Origin of the sequence: Brevibacterium senegalense, assembly GCF_000285835.1 — a bacterium.
GTDB lineage: Bacteria > Actinomycetota > Actinomycetes > Actinomycetales > Brevibacteriaceae > Brevibacterium > Brevibacterium senegalense.
Genome location: NZ_HE978600.1, coordinates 185,307 through 197,994, shown reverse-complemented (window position 1 = coordinate 197,994; position 12,688 = coordinate 185,307). Strand labels below are relative to the sequence as shown.

Here is a 12,688-nt window from a genome sequence, read left to right as displayed (position 1 = left end):
TACGGGGGATAGAATCACGGGGACGATCCCGACCAGGAAGGCGCAGCCGACACCGTGTCTCTCCCCCCGCAGTCCGCACATCACCCCTCTGCAGACGAGAAGCCGCTGCAGCGGACCCTCGACGAACGGCGCCTGGGCGCACGCGGACGGGGCACCCTCACGGGCACGATCCTCGCCTACATCGCCCTCACGAAGCCGCGCGTCATCGAGCTGCTGCTCGTGACGACCGCACCGGTCATGTTCCTGGCCGCTCGCGGGCTGCCGAACCTGTGGCTGGTCGTCGCGACGCTCATCGGCGGTGCCGCCGCCGCCGCGTCCGCGTCCGTCTTCAACTGCATCGCGGACCGCGACATCGACGCGAAGATGCAGCGGACGGAGAACCGCCCGCTGGTGACGGGCGAGATCACCCCGCGCGCCGCGACGATCTTCGCCTTCGCGCTGGGCTTCGGCTCGATCTTCTGGCTGGGCGGCTTCACGAACTGGGTCGCCGCCGGCCTCACTGCCGTCGCGATCCTCCTGTACGCGGTCTTCTACACCCTCGTGCTCAAGCGCCGCACCACGCAGAACATCGTGTGGGGCGGCGCCGCCGGCTGCATGCCGGTCCTCATCGGCTGGTCGGCCGTGACGGGCTCCCTCAGCTGGGAGCCGCTGCTGCTGTTCCTCGTCGTCTTCTTCTGGACGCCCCCGCACTACTGGCCGCTGGCCATCAAGTACAAGGCGGACTACGAAGCCGCCGGCGTGCCGATGCTGCCCAACAAGGTGCCGCCCACGAACGTCGCCCGTCAGATGATCTGGTACACGATCGCGATGATCGGGGCGTCGCTGGCACTCATCCCCGTCGCCCCGATGGGCCCGCTCTACATCGCGGTGGCCGTGGCAGCCGGCGGCTGGTTCCTGTGGGAGTGCATCGCCTTCATCCGGCGCGCGCAGGCGGGGCTCTCCGGCACCCGCCTGCGCGCCATGCGCGTGTTCCACGGGTCGATCACCTATCTGTCGGTGCTCTTCCTCGCGGTCGCGATCGACCCGTTCCTCAACCCCTGGCTGTAACCGGGGCGGTGGTCGACTCCGCCGCCTCGTCCGCGCGGAACTCCACGCCGTTGTCCAGAGCCAGTGCGGCCTCGAGCTCGCGCACGCGAGGGATGATCTCCTCGCCGAAGTGCGTGAGCTCCTCCTGGAAGTGCAGGTAGGCCGTCAGCATCAGGTTGACGCCCTGCTTCTTGAACTCGATGATCCGGTGGGCGATCTCATCGTCCGTGCCGATGAGGCCGGTCTTGAACCCGTCGTTGTACTGGACGAGGTCCTCGAACGAGGAGTCCGCCCACATGCCCTTGCCATCGCCGGTCGACGATCCGGCCTGCTGGACGGAGCTGCGGAAGCCCTCGACGGCCGGACGGTGGGCGTTCTCCACGATGTCACGCAGCTGCGCGTGCGCCTCCTCCGTCGACTCGCGGGCGATGACGAACCCGTTGATGCCGAAGCGCGGCGGACGGGGTGCTGAGCGGTCCCCGGAGACCGCCGCGGCGGCGACGCCGGCCACGTTGTCCGCGTAGTCCTCGAGGGTGCGACCGTTCGAGAAGTACCAGTCCGCGACGCGACCGGCGGTCGCCTGCGCGGCCGTCGAGTTGCCGCCGAAGAAGATGTCCGGGTGGGCGCGCCGCGGCACGTCGACGGGACCGGGCTTCAGGGTCACCCCGTCGATCGCGTAGTGACGGCCGAACTGCCGGTAGTCGGCCTCCGTCCACAGACCGCGCAGTGCACGGATGAACTCCTCCGTGCGGACGTAGCGCTCATCGTGCTCGAGCCACGGGAGGCCGAAGCCCGTGAACTCGTCCTTGAGCCAGCCGGAGACGATGTTGACCGCGGCGCGACCGCCGGACAGCTGGTCCGCGGTGTTGATGAACTTCGCGAGCACGCCGGGGTGCCACATGCCCGGATGGAAGGCGGCGATGACCTTGAGGCGCTCCGTGGCCAGGAGCAGGGCGAGGGAGAAGCCCGTCGCCTCGTGCTGCTGGGAGGCGCCGTAGCTGGCCTGGTAGCGGGTCTGGGTGAGCGCGTACTCGAAGCCCAGCGACTCCGCGGTGCGGGCGAGGGCCCGGTTGTAGTCGATGCCCCAGTCCGTGCGCTGCTCGACGGTCGAGATGACGAGGCCGCCGGAGACGTTGGGGACCCAGTAGGCGAACTTCAGCGGGGTCGCGAGGTCGGCCAGGGGTGAGACGGGTGTGCTCATGAGCGTCCTTCCGAGGGGGGTGCGGTGATCACCCTCCAGCTTCGGTCGGACCGGGCGGCGGCGCCCGCGCAGGCGTCACATGCGCGTCACGGGACGACACTCTCCGTCATGCAGGCGCGCGGGCCGCCGCCTGCCTCTCCTGCGCGACCGGTGTCTGCGGCGGGCGCACGTAGTGGGCGTCCAGCAGCCAGGTGGCGGTGATGAGCACGGCGCAGACGCCGATGATGTGCACGGCGACGAGCATCCACGGGACGCCCAGGAAGTACTGGACGTAGCCCAGCGCGCCCTGCGCGGCGACGGCGGCGGTGAAGACGAGCGAGGCCCGGCGCAGGCGGCGGGCGTGCGGCACTCCTCTGCGCACTGCGCTGTGGGAGACGAGTGCGGAGCCCACCGTGACGGCGACGAGCAGCCAGACCGGCGCGGCGTGCAGGCGGGCCATGAGGAGAGTGTCGAAGCCGTTGCGCGCGCTCATCTCGTCTCCTGCGTGGGGGCCGGCACCGGTCACCAGCAGACCCAGGACGACGACGATGGCGGTGAGCCCCAGGGCCGCCCAGGCGAGCCCGCGCATGAGCGGGGTGCCGACGGCCTCGGGCTTCCGCCCCGAGTCGTAGGTGCGGCGCACGAACAGGGTCGACACGACGACGGCGGCGGCCGAGGGCACGAAGTGGAGCGCGACGATCCAGGGGTTGAGGCCGGTGAGGACCGTGATCCCGCCCAGGACGGCTTGGACCGGGACCACGGCCGTGAGCGCGACGGCGAACCAGACGAGGTCGGGGCGGGTGCGGAAGCGGCGCAGCAGGACGAGGATCGTGATGACGCCCAGGACGCCCAGCCCCACGCCCAGCAGGCGGTTGCCGAACTCGATCGCGGAGTGCATCGTGAGCTCTCCGTAGGGGATGATCGACTCGTCCGTGCAGCGCGGCCACGTGGGGCAGCCCAGACCGGAGCCCGTCAGTCGCACGAGCGCGCCGGTGAGGATGATGAGCGACTGCGCGCTCAGCATCAGCCAGGCCAGGGATCTGTCGATGCGCGTCGTCACAGGGCGTCCTCACTCACGGCGGTTCGGGGCACCCACAGTGTAGTCGTCAGTCGAAGGAGAACCAGCGGCGGGCCAGCAGTGCGCCCACGACCGTCCACACCGTCAGGACCAGCAGCGACACCCACGCGATCGCGCCGTCGAGGACCGCGGCCCGCAGTGCCGTGCCCAGTGCGCCCGGGGGAGTGAGATCCGCCACAGCGCCCCACAGGCCGTCGCGCGGGAAGAGGAGTCCGCCCACGGAGGCCATGAGGACCCAGAGGAGGTTCGCAACGGCGAGCGTCGCCTCCGGTCGCAGCGTGCCCGCCATGAGGACTCCCCACGACACGAGCGCGGCAGCCCCGGCCAGGAGGGCGAGCACCGTGCCGACCGGGGAGACCGACGTCGTGTCGAGCCCCAGGACCATCGCGGTCGTGCCGAGGACGGCGACCTGGACGACGAGGACGGCCAGCACCGCGCCCAGCTTGCCGCCGATGACGCCGCCGGCGCCCAGCGGAGTGGTGGCGAGCTGCCGCAGCACGCCGTACCGGCGGTCGAACGCCGTCTGGATGCCCTGTCCCGTGAAGGCGATCGACGCGACCGCGACCCCCAGGACTCCGGCCGTGGCGACCTGGATCCGAGAGACCCCGGCGGGCAGTGCGCCGATCGACGCGAGCACGTCGGTGCTGCCCAGACCCACGAGGATGATGAGCGGCAGGATGAGGGCGAGCAGCAGCTGCTCCCCGTTGCGCAGGACGGTGAGCGTCTCGAACCGGGTCTGCGCGAGGATGCGCGTGACGTCCGCCCTCATCGCAGGCTCCTCCCCGTCAGCTCGAGGAAGACGTCCGCGAGGGACTTGCCGCGGAACTCGACGGAGCGGACCGCGGTGCCGTGCGCGGCGAGCACGCCGGCGATGCGGTGGAGCGCGTCGACGTCCGGCGCGCAGTCGATCGTGACGGTCGAGCCGTCGACGTGGACGATCCCCTCGTCGGCCAGTGCGATGAGCGCCTCCTCCGGGATGCCGTCGTCCAGCACGATCGTCGCGGTGCGGCCCGGCGCGCCGCCGTCGCCCGCACCGGTGAGCGATGCGACCGAGCCGTGCGCGATGACGCGGCCGTGATCGATGACCGTCACACAGTCCGCGAGCCGTTCCGCGTCCGCCATGTCGTGCGTCGTCAGCACGATCGCGGTCCCCTCCGCGCGCAGCTCCTCGACGACCTCGTCGACGGCGAGCCGGGCCTGCGGGTCCAGTCCGGCCGTGGGCTCGTCGAGGAAGACGAGGCGAGGCCGGCCCACGAGAGCGGCCGCAAGGGCGACGCGCTGCCGCTGACCGCCGGACAGCCGGCGGATCGAGCGGGAGGCGAAGCCGGTGATCCCCAGTCGCTCCGCCAGCGCATCGACGTCGGCCGGATCGCGGTACAGACGGCTGAGGTGGCGCAGCACGGCCAGCGGCCGCGCGGACATGGGCAGTCCGCCGTCCTGGAGCATGACCCCGGCCAGCTCGGCGGTGCGGGTGTGGTCCGTGCGAGGATCGAGGCCGAAGATCCGGATGCTGCCGGACCGTGGGACGCGCAGGCCCGCCGCGCAGGCGATCGTCGAGGACTTCCCGGCCCCGTTGGGTCCCAGGAGCGCGTGCACCCGTCCGGCCTCCGCCGTCAGCGAGACGTCCTCGACGGCCGTCGAGCCGCCGTAGGACAGAGCGAGTCGCTCAATGCGCAGGGGGAGGGTGCTCATGAGCGTCCACTGTACTGTGCGCAGCCGCACATCCGGGTCACTGGCCACGGGGGGAACAATCGGTACAATTAGGTAAGAGACTTGTTGCTGAAACGAGTGAAACCACCGGTAGGAGGTGTGCGTGTCCGCTGCGGAAGTGGTTCCGCCCGAGGACGGGAGGACCCGTCAGCGGGTCCTGGGCGCCGTTCTGGACCACGGCCCCATCTCCGCCTCGGCCCTCGCGAAGATGATGGGGCTCACGGCGGCGGCGATCCGCCGCCACCTGGACGCCCTCACGGACGAAGGCCTTATCGAGGTCCGCTCCCTGGCCGGTCAGCGCGCCGGCCGCGGACGACCGGCACGACACTACACCGTGACGGCCTCCGGGCACGCCCGCATCTCCCACTCGTACGATGAGCTCGCAGTCGATGTGCTCGACTACGTGCAGGAGGCCGCGGGACCGCAGGTCGTCGAGGGCTTCGTGCGGGTCCACACGGACCGCCTGCGCGATCGGCTCAGCCGGCGCCTGCCGGACTTCCGGCCCGGCGAGCAGGGGCAGGGCACCGTCGCAGAGCGGTCCCGCCGCCTCGCGAAGGCCCTCGACCGCGAGGGCTTCGCGGCCTCGGCGTCGCCCGTGGCCGCCGGCACCCCGCTCGAGTCGATGCAGCTGTGCCAGGGTCACTGTCCCATCCGCAACGTGGCCGAGCGCTTCCCCGAGTTCTGCGAAGCGGAGCTCGAGGTGTTCGGCGAATACCTGGGCGTGGACGTCCGCCGCCTGTCGACCCTGGCCGGCGGCGCGCACGTCTGCACCACCCACATCCCCACGTCCGCACTCACCCGTCCCCTCATCGGCGAGCAGAGCGCGGACCCCAGACAAGGAGGCTCACGGTGACCGACACCACCGAGACCAACAGGATCCTCGAGCTCAACCCCGAGCTCAAGGCGATCGGCGCCTACCAGTACGGCTGGCACGACGAGGACGCCGCCGGCCAGACGGCCGAGCGCGGCCTCAGCGAGGACGTCGTCCGGAACATCTCCGCCCTCAAGGAGGAGCCGGAGTGGATGCTCGAGCGCCGTCTCAAGGCGCTGCGCCTCTTCGAGCGCAAGCCCATGCCGTCGTGGGGCGCGGACCTCTCCGGCATCGACTTCGACGACATCAAGTACTTCGTGCGGTCGACCGAGGGCCAGGTCCAGTCCTGGGAGGAGCTGCCCGAGGACATCAAGAACACGTACGACCGCCTGGGCATCCCGGAGGCGGAGAAGCAGCGCCTCGTCGCCGGTGTCGCCGCGCAGTACGAGTCCGAGGTCGTCTACCACAAGATCAACGAGGAACTGGAGCGCCAGGGCGTCATCTTCCTCGACACGGACACCGCGCTGAAGGAGCACCCGGAGCTCTTCCAGGAATACTTCGGCACCGTCATCCCGTCCGGCGACAACAAGTTCGCCGCGCTCAACACGGCCGTGTGGTCCGGCGGCTCGTTCGTGTACGTCCCGCCGGGCGTCCACGTCGAGATCCCGCTCCAGGCCTACTTCCGCATCAACACGGAGAACATGGGCCAGTTCGAGCGGACGCTCATCATCGCGGACGAGGGTTCCTACGTCCACTACGTCGAGGGCTGCACGGCACCCATCTACAAGTCGGACTCGCTGCACTCGGCGGTCGTCGAGATCATCGCGAAGAAGGACGCCCGCGTCCGGTACACGACGATCCAGAACTGGTCGAACAACGTGTACAACCTCGTCACGAAGCGCGCGATCGCGGAGCAGGGCGCGACGATGGAGTGGGTCGACGGCAACATCGGCTCGAAGGTCACCATGAAGTACCCGGCCATCTGGCTCACGGGCGAGCACGCGCGCGGCGAGACGCTGTCCGTCGCGTTCGCGGGTGCCGGTCAGCACCAGGACACCGGGTCGAAGATGGTGCACGCCGCCCCGCACACGCAGTCGTCGATCGTCGCGAAGTCCGTCGCCCGCGCCGGCGGCCGCTCCGGCTACCGCGGACTCGTGCACATCCACCCCGGCGCTCACGGCTCGTCGAACAACGTGCTGTGCGATGCGCTGCTGGTCGACAACAACTCGCGGTCGGACACGTACCCGTACATCGACATCCGCGAGGACGACGTGACACTGGGCCACGAGGCGACGGTGTCGAAGGTGAGCGAGGACCAGCTCTTCTACCTCATGAGCCGCGGTATGGAGGAGACGGAGGCCATGGCGATGATCGTCCGCGGCTTCATCGAGCCCATCGCCCGCGAGCTCCCCATGGAGTACGCCCTCGAACTCAACAAGCTCATCGAACTGCAGATGGAGGGTTCCCTGGGCTGAGCGGATCCCCCGATCCCGCCCAGACACCCGGAACCACCAGGAGACAGAACTCTAATGACACAGACACTGGACAAGCCCTCCGGCCTGCCGATGCTCCTCAACGGACGCCAGGACCGGCCGCGCAGCTTCGACACGTCCGCATTCCCCGCCGTCACCGGACGCGAGGAGGAGTGGCGCTTCACCCCCGTCAAGAAGCTCGCCGACCTCTTCGAGGAGGCGACCTCGTCCGCGCAGCTGACCGGTGAGGACTCCCTCCCGCAGGGCGTCACCCGGCAGACGATCACGACCGAGGCCGCACAGTCCCACGGGATCCTCGCACCGGAGGACCGCCCCGCCGTCCTCGCGGCCGCGGGTGCCCCGGAGGTCGTGCACTACGACGTCCCCGCCGATCTCGAACTGGACGAGCCCGTCGTCATCCGCGCGAACGGTGCGGACGCGGGCGCCGTCCGCGCCCACACCCTCCTGACGGTGGGCGCGCACGCGAAGGCGACGATCGTCCTCGAGCACGAGGGCCTCGCCCGCTACTCGGAGCTGCTCTCGATCGTCGTGGGCGACGGCGCGGACGTCACCGTCGCCTCGCTGCAGCTGTGGGACGACGGCGCCGTCCACCTGGGCCAGCACGACGCGCTCGTGGGCCGCGACGCGCGCTACCGCCACATCGCGGTGAGCCTGGGCGGCGACATCGTCCGCCTCAACTCGAACGTCCGCTACGCCGGCCCCGGCGGCGAGGCGGAGTTGCTGGGCCTCTACTTCGCGGACGCGGGCCAGCACCTGGAGCACCGCACGTACATCGACCACAACACGCCCAAGGCGACGTCGAACGTCATGTACAAGGGAGCCCTCCAGGGCACGGACGCGCGCAGCGTGTGGGTGGGCGACGTGCTCATCCGCCCGGAGGCGCTGGGCATCGACACGTACGAGCTCAACCGGAACCTCATCCTCACCGACGGTGCGCGCGCGGACTCCGTGCCCAACCTCGAGATCGAGACCGGCGACATCGAGGGCGCGGGCCACGCCTCCTCGACCGGTCGCTTCGACGAGGAGCACCTCTTCTACCTCATGAGCCGCGGCATCCCGGAGGAGGAGGCGCGCCGCCTGGTGGTGCGCGGCTTCTTCCAGGAGGTCATCCTCAAGATCGGCATCCCGGAGGTCGAAGAGGTCCTGAGCCGGAAGATCGAGGACGAGCTCTCCCGGAGCGTCCTGTGACCATGGTCCCGGTCCTCGCGGCGGCGGATCTGGCCCCCGGCTCCGCCGTGCGTGTCGTAGTGTCCGACCGCGAGGTCTGCGTCGCCCGCACGGAGGACGGCACCGTCCATGCGATCGACGACATCTGCACGCACGGCGAGGTGTCGCTCTCCGAGGGCGACGTCCTGGGCTGCACCGTCGAGTGCTGGCTCCACGGCTCCGCCTTCGATCTGCGCACGGGCGAGCCCACCTCGCCGCCGGCCTTCGAGCCCGTCGAGGTCTTCTCCTGCGAGGAGCGCGACGGCCAGATCTTCGTCGGCCTCGCCGACTGACACACGCTCACCACACGAACGAATACAGAGGTAGTCATGACCACCCTCAGCATCACGGACCTGCACGTCTCCGTCGAGACGGAATCCGGCACCAAGGAGATCCTCAAGGGCTTGACCCTGGAGATCAACAGCAACGAGACCCACGCGATCATGGGTCCCAACGGCTCCGGCAAGTCGACGCTCGCGTACGCGCTGGCCGGCCACCCCCGCTACGAGGTGACCTCCGGCTCGGTCACCCTCGACGGCGAGGACGTCCTCGAGATGTCCGTCGACGAGCGCGCGAAGGCGGGTCTCTTCCTCGCGATGCAGTACCCCGTCGAGGTCCCCGGCGTCACCGTCACGAACTTCCTCCGCACCGCCAAGACCGCGGTCGACGGCGAGGCCCCCAAGCTGCGCACGTGGACGAAGGACCTGTCCTCCGCCATGAAGAACCTGCGCATGGACCCGGAGTTCGCCTCCCGCAGCGTGAACGAGGGCTTCTCCGGCGGTGAGAAGAAGCGCCACGAAATCCTGCAGCTGCAGATGCTCAAGCCGGACTTCGCGATCCTGGACGAGACGGACTCCGGTCTGGACGTCGATGCGCTGCGCATCGTGTCCGAGGGCGTCAATGCCGCGAAGGAGAGCAGCGACCTGGGCGTCCTGCTCATCACGCACTACACGCGCATCCTGCAGTACATCCGCCCGGATCACGTCCACGTGCTGGTGAACGGCCGCGTGGCCGAGTCCGGCGGACCGGAGCTCGCGGACCGCCTCGAGTCCGAGGGCTACGACCGCTTCCTCGTCGACGCCTGAGGACCGCCCACCGATGGATCCCCTCGAGACCGCGCGGGTGCGCGGAGACTTCCCGCTGCTGGAGCGGACGATGGGCGGCTCCCGGCTCGCCTACCTGGACTCCGGCGCGACCGCGCAGAAGCCCACCTGCGTGATCGATGCGGAGCAGGACTTCCTCACCCGCAGCAACGCCGCCGTCCACCGCGGGGCCCACACCCTCGCGGTGGAGGCGACGGAGGCGTTCGAGGCCGCGCGCGCCGCGGTCGCCCGCTTCGTGGGAGCGGACACGGAGGAGGTCGTGTGGACGAAGAACGCGACGGAGGCGCTCAACCTCGTCGCGTACGGGTTCGCGAATGCCAGCGCGGGACTGGGCGGGGATGAGGCCGCCCGGTTCCGCGTGGGCCCCGGCGACACCCTTGTCGTGACGGAGATGGAGCACCACGCGAACCTGGTGCCGTGGCAGCAGCTGGCCGCCCGGACCGGGGCGCGGCTGCGCTGGCTCCCGCTCACCGACGACGGCCGGCTAGATCTCACGGACCTCGAGACGATCGTCGACGATTCCACCGCGGTCCTCGCGTTCACGCACGTGTCGAACGTGCTGGGCACGATCAACGAGGTCGATCGTCTCGTCGCCCGCGCGCGGGAGGTGGGTGCTCTCACGGTGCTCGACGCGTGCCAGTCGGCGGCGCACCTGCCGCTCGATCTGCACGCGCTCGACGTCGACTTCGCGGCGTTCTCCGGCCACAAGATGCTGGGACCCACGGGGATCGGCGCGCTGTACGGGCGGAAGCACCTGCTCGACGCGCTGCCCCCGGTGCTGACCGGCGGATCCATGATCACGACCGTGACGATGGAGGAGACGCGGTTCCTGCCCGCGCCCCAGCGCTTCGAGGCCGGCACGCAGCCGGTCGCGCAGATCGTGGGCCTGGGTGCGGCGGTGGAGTACCTGACGGAGATCGGGATGGACACCGTCGCAATGCACGAGGCCGCGGTCGGCGAGGCGCTGCTGTCCGGCGTCCGCGAGATCCCCGGGGTGCGCGTGCTGGGTCCGCTCGATCCGACCCGGCGGATCGGGACCGTGTCCTTCGACGTCGAGGGCGTCCACGCCCACGACGTGGGCCAGTTCCTCGATTCTCGCGGCGTGGCCGCCCGCGTGGGGCACCACTGCGCGCAGCCGCTGCACCGCCGCTACGGGATCACGGCCTCGACCCGCGCCAGCTCCGCGATCTACACGGACACCGCGGACGTCGAGCAGTTCCTCGCCGCCCTGTCCGAGGTGCGCGCGTTCTTCGGAGCGCACGCATGACGGATCTCACCCAGCTCTACCAGCAGGTCATCCTCGACCACTCCCGCGAGCGGATCGGGTCCGGCACCCTCCTGGCACCCGCGGACCGTCCCGCAGGCTTCGGATCGTCCCACCAGGTCAACCCGACGTGCGGGGACGAGATCACCGTCGAGGTGGGCCCCGGCTCCGGCGCGGACGCGCACCGCTGGGAGGGCGCGGGCTGCTCGATCTCGATGGCGGCGGCCTCCGTCGCCAGTGAACTGCTGACCGACCACGGTCGCGACCGGTTCGCGGCGGAGATCGCCCCGGCCTTCCGCACGCTCATGGACTCCCGCGGTCGCGGCGAGCCGGACGAGGAGCTGCTGGGGGACGCGTCCGCGTTCCACGGCGTGTCGAAGTTCCCCGGCCGCATCAAGTGCGCGCTGCTCGCGTGGGTGGCGTTCGAGGACGCTCTCGCGCAGACTGCTACTACGAAGGAGTGATCACCATGACCGACGTCATCGACTCACCGACCGCCGCCACCCCCGAAGAGGTGACGGAGGCGCTCTACGACGTCATGGACCCGGAGCTGGGCGTCAACGTCGTCGATCTGGGCCTGCTCTACGGTACGGCCGTCGACGAGGAGGGCGTGGCAGTCATCGAGATGACGCTGACCTCCGCCGCCTGCCCGCTCACGGACGTGATCGAGGACCAGGTCGCCCAGGCCCTCGACGGGATCGTCCCGGCGTTCCGACTCAACTGGGTCTGGATGCCGCCGTGGGGCCCGGAGAAGATCACGGAGGACGGCCGCGAGCAGATGCGGGCCCTGGGCTTCAACATCTGATCCGGCTGAGGCCGGGTCGACTCAGAGCGAGTCGCCTCAGACCTCGTCGACGTCGAAGGTGTCGCACGCGGCGGGCGTCGCCTCGTCGTAGCCGGTCGCGAACCACTCCATCCGCTGCTCCGCGGAGCCGTGGGTGAAGTTCTCCGGCGTGACCCGCCCCTGGGCGGTCTCCTGGATGCGGTCGTCCCCGATCGCCTCGGCGGCGGACAGCGCGGCCTCGACGTCCGCACGGGTGAGCGGCTGCAGGAACGGAGTCCCCGTCGCCGGGTCCGCGGTCGTCGCCGCGTTCGCGGCCCACGCCCCTGCGAAGCAGTCGGCCTGCAGCTCCGCCCGGACCGCGTTGGACTGCGGTCCGGTCCGCCCGTCGCGCGTCTGGGCCAGCACGCCGGTGAGGTTCTGCATGTGGTGGCCGAACTCGTGGGCGACGACGTACTCCTCGGGCAGCGAGCCCGCGTCCGCACCGTACTGCGTCCGCAGATCGTCGAAGAAGTCGACGTCGAAGTACGCGGTCTCGTCACCGGAGCAGTAGAACGGCCCCATCGCCGAGGTCCCGGTCCCGCACGCGGTCTCCCACGTCCCGCTCGTGAGGACCGCCTGCGGGGCGCGGTAGTCCACGCCCAGGTCGCGGGCGCCCGCGTTCGCCCAATACGCATTCAGGCTGTTGACCGTGCCGACGACGCGGCACTCGACGTCCGCGTTCGCGTCCTCGCCGGTGCGGCACTTCTGCCCCAGGTCGTCGTCCTCGCCCACGGTGCCGGTCTCCAGCTGCTGGCCGCCGCCGGTCAGCTGCTGGAGGGCGAAGTCGGGGCCGAAGAGGAGGACGCCCACGACGAGGACGAGGACGCCCGCTCCGCCGCCCACGGCGATCGTGCCGCCGCGCCGGCGGGAACCGCGGGATACCTGTGAGGCGTCGAGCTGCGCATCGGGTCTGAAGGACATGACAGAAGAGTAGGGCACGCACCGGTAGCATGGGGTGGCCCTCGCACCCCTTTCCCGGAAACCCCCTGAACGG

At 70.4% G+C, this 12,688-nt stretch carries 14 protein-coding genes; 9 read left to right on the top strand and 5 right to left on the bottom strand.

Features of this window, described 5'->3' with window-relative positions; all coding sequences use genetic code 11:
- Nucleotides 1-54: 54 nt before the first annotated feature.
- Nucleotides 55-1,047: a heme o synthase gene (locus tag HGBR_RS00945; RefSeq protein ID WP_019157462.1), complete on the top strand. Its 993-nt coding sequence runs from the start codon at nucleotides 55-57 to the stop codon at nucleotides 1,045-1,047.
- Here the strand turns inward: HGBR_RS00945 and sfnG are convergent.
- The 4 genes from sfnG to HGBR_RS00925 all read right to left on the bottom strand — a co-directional run bounded on the left by sfnG (nucleotide 1,031) and on the right by HGBR_RS00925 (nucleotide 4,976).
- On the bottom strand, nucleotides 1,031-2,227 hold the full coding sequence (gene sfnG, locus HGBR_RS15860; RefSeq protein ID WP_019157461.1) for a dimethylsulfone monooxygenase SfnG: 1,197 nt from the start codon (nucleotides 2,225-2,227) through the stop codon (nucleotides 1,031-1,033). The two genes, HGBR_RS00945 and sfnG, sit on opposite strands and share 17 nt — an antisense overlap.
- Before the next feature lie 106 nt (nucleotides 2,228-2,333).
- A complete protein-coding gene (locus HGBR_RS15855) occupies nucleotides 2,334-3,266 on the bottom strand; it encodes a COX15/CtaA family protein (protein ID WP_019157460.1) in 933 nt (310 codons plus the stop codon).
- Nucleotides 3,267-3,312: 46 nt separating this feature from the next.
- Nucleotides 3,313-4,053, bottom strand: a complete 741-nt coding sequence (locus HGBR_RS00930) for an ABC transporter permease (RefSeq protein WP_019157459.1) — start codon at nucleotides 4,051-4,053, stop codon at nucleotides 3,313-3,315.
- On the bottom strand, nucleotides 4,050-4,976 hold the full coding sequence (locus HGBR_RS00925) for an ABC transporter ATP-binding protein (protein WP_019157458.1): 927 nt from the start codon (nucleotides 4,974-4,976) through the stop codon (nucleotides 4,050-4,052). The genes HGBR_RS00930 and HGBR_RS00925 overlap by 4 nt, the downstream gene beginning before the upstream one ends.
- A gap of 121 nt (nucleotides 4,977-5,097) precedes the next feature.
- On the opposite strand from HGBR_RS00925, the gene HGBR_RS00920 reads away from it, so the two are divergent.
- From HGBR_RS00920 to HGBR_RS00885, 8 genes are read left to right on the top strand one after another with little or no spacing between them, the layout of a single operon-like run.
- Nucleotides 5,098-5,847, top strand: a complete 750-nt coding sequence (locus HGBR_RS00920) for a helix-turn-helix transcriptional regulator (RefSeq protein WP_019157457.1) — start codon at nucleotides 5,098-5,100, stop codon at nucleotides 5,845-5,847.
- Nucleotides 5,844-7,280, top strand: coding sequence for a Fe-S cluster assembly protein SufB (gene sufB, locus HGBR_RS00915; RefSeq protein ID WP_019157456.1), 1,437 nt, complete (start codon nucleotides 5,844-5,846; stop codon nucleotides 7,278-7,280). The genes HGBR_RS00920 and sufB overlap by 4 nt, the downstream gene beginning before the upstream one ends.
- Nucleotides 7,281-7,334: 54 nt before the next feature.
- Nucleotides 7,335-8,486 (top strand): Fe-S cluster assembly protein SufD, encoded by a 1,152-nt coding sequence (gene sufD / locus HGBR_RS00910; RefSeq protein ID WP_019157455.1) that lies wholly within the window; start codon nucleotides 7,335-7,337, stop codon nucleotides 8,484-8,486.
- Nucleotides 8,487-8,488: 2 nt separating this feature from the next.
- Complete coding sequence (locus tag HGBR_RS00905) at nucleotides 8,489-8,797, top strand: non-heme iron oxygenase ferredoxin subunit (protein WP_040364510.1); 309 nt, start codon at nucleotides 8,489-8,491, stop codon at nucleotides 8,795-8,797.
- A gap of 36 nt (nucleotides 8,798-8,833) precedes the next feature.
- On the top strand, nucleotides 8,834-9,589 hold the full coding sequence (sufC, locus tag HGBR_RS00900; protein WP_019157453.1) for a Fe-S cluster assembly ATPase SufC: 756 nt from the start codon (nucleotides 8,834-8,836) through the stop codon (nucleotides 9,587-9,589).
- 13 nt (nucleotides 9,590-9,602) lie between these two features.
- Nucleotides 9,603-10,874, top strand: a complete 1,272-nt coding sequence (locus HGBR_RS00895) for a SufS family cysteine desulfurase (protein ID WP_019157452.1) — start codon at nucleotides 9,603-9,605, stop codon at nucleotides 10,872-10,874.
- Entirely contained in the window at nucleotides 10,871-11,335 is a 465-nt protein-coding gene (gene sufU, locus HGBR_RS00890; RefSeq protein ID WP_019157451.1) for a Fe-S cluster assembly sulfur transfer protein SufU, read from the top strand. Before HGBR_RS00895 ends, sufU begins: the two co-directional genes overlap by 4 nt.
- Nucleotides 11,336-11,340: 5 nt before the next feature.
- Nucleotides 11,341-11,676, top strand: a complete 336-nt coding sequence (locus HGBR_RS00885) for a metal-sulfur cluster assembly factor (protein ID WP_026077225.1) — start codon at nucleotides 11,341-11,343, stop codon at nucleotides 11,674-11,676.
- A gap of 36 nt (nucleotides 11,677-11,712) precedes the next feature.
- Here HGBR_RS00885 and ypfJ read toward each other — a convergent pair whose 3' ends face one another.
- On the bottom strand, nucleotides 11,713-12,615 hold the full coding sequence (ypfJ, locus tag HGBR_RS00880) for a KPN_02809 family neutral zinc metallopeptidase (RefSeq protein ID WP_019157449.1): 903 nt from the start codon (nucleotides 12,613-12,615) through the stop codon (nucleotides 11,713-11,715).
- Between the last annotated feature and the right edge of the window lie 73 nt (nucleotides 12,616-12,688).

Coding starts and splice junctions, on each gene's coding strand:
- sfnG (WP_019157461.1), bottom strand. CDS start 2,227: ATGAGCACACCCGTCTCACCCCTGGCCGACCTCGCGACCCCGCTGAAG.
- HGBR_RS00930 (WP_019157459.1), bottom strand. CDS start 4,053: ATGAGGGCGGACGTCACGCGCATCCTCGCGCAGACCCGGTTCGAGACG.
- HGBR_RS00925 (WP_019157458.1), bottom strand. CDS start 4,976: ATGAGCACCCTCCCCCTGCGCATTGAGCGACTCGCTCTGTCCTACGGC.
- sufD (WP_019157455.1), top strand. CDS start 7,335: ATGACACAGACACTGGACAAGCCCTCCGGCCTGCCGATGCTCCTCAAC.
- HGBR_RS00905 (WP_040364510.1), top strand. CDS start 8,489: ATGGTCCCGGTCCTCGCGGCGGCGGATCTGGCCCCCGGCTCCGCCGTG.
- sufC (WP_019157453.1), top strand. CDS start 8,834: ATGACCACCCTCAGCATCACGGACCTGCACGTCTCCGTCGAGACGGAA.
- HGBR_RS00895 (WP_019157452.1), top strand. CDS start 9,603: ATGGATCCCCTCGAGACCGCGCGGGTGCGCGGAGACTTCCCGCTGCTG.
- sufU (WP_019157451.1), top strand. CDS start 10,871: ATGACGGATCTCACCCAGCTCTACCAGCAGGTCATCCTCGACCACTCC.
- HGBR_RS00885 (WP_026077225.1), top strand. CDS start 11,341: ATGACCGACGTCATCGACTCACCGACCGCCGCCACCCCCGAAGAGGTG.
- ypfJ (WP_019157449.1), bottom strand. CDS start 12,615: ATGTCCTTCAGACCCGATGCGCAGCTCGACGCCTCACAGGTATCCCGC.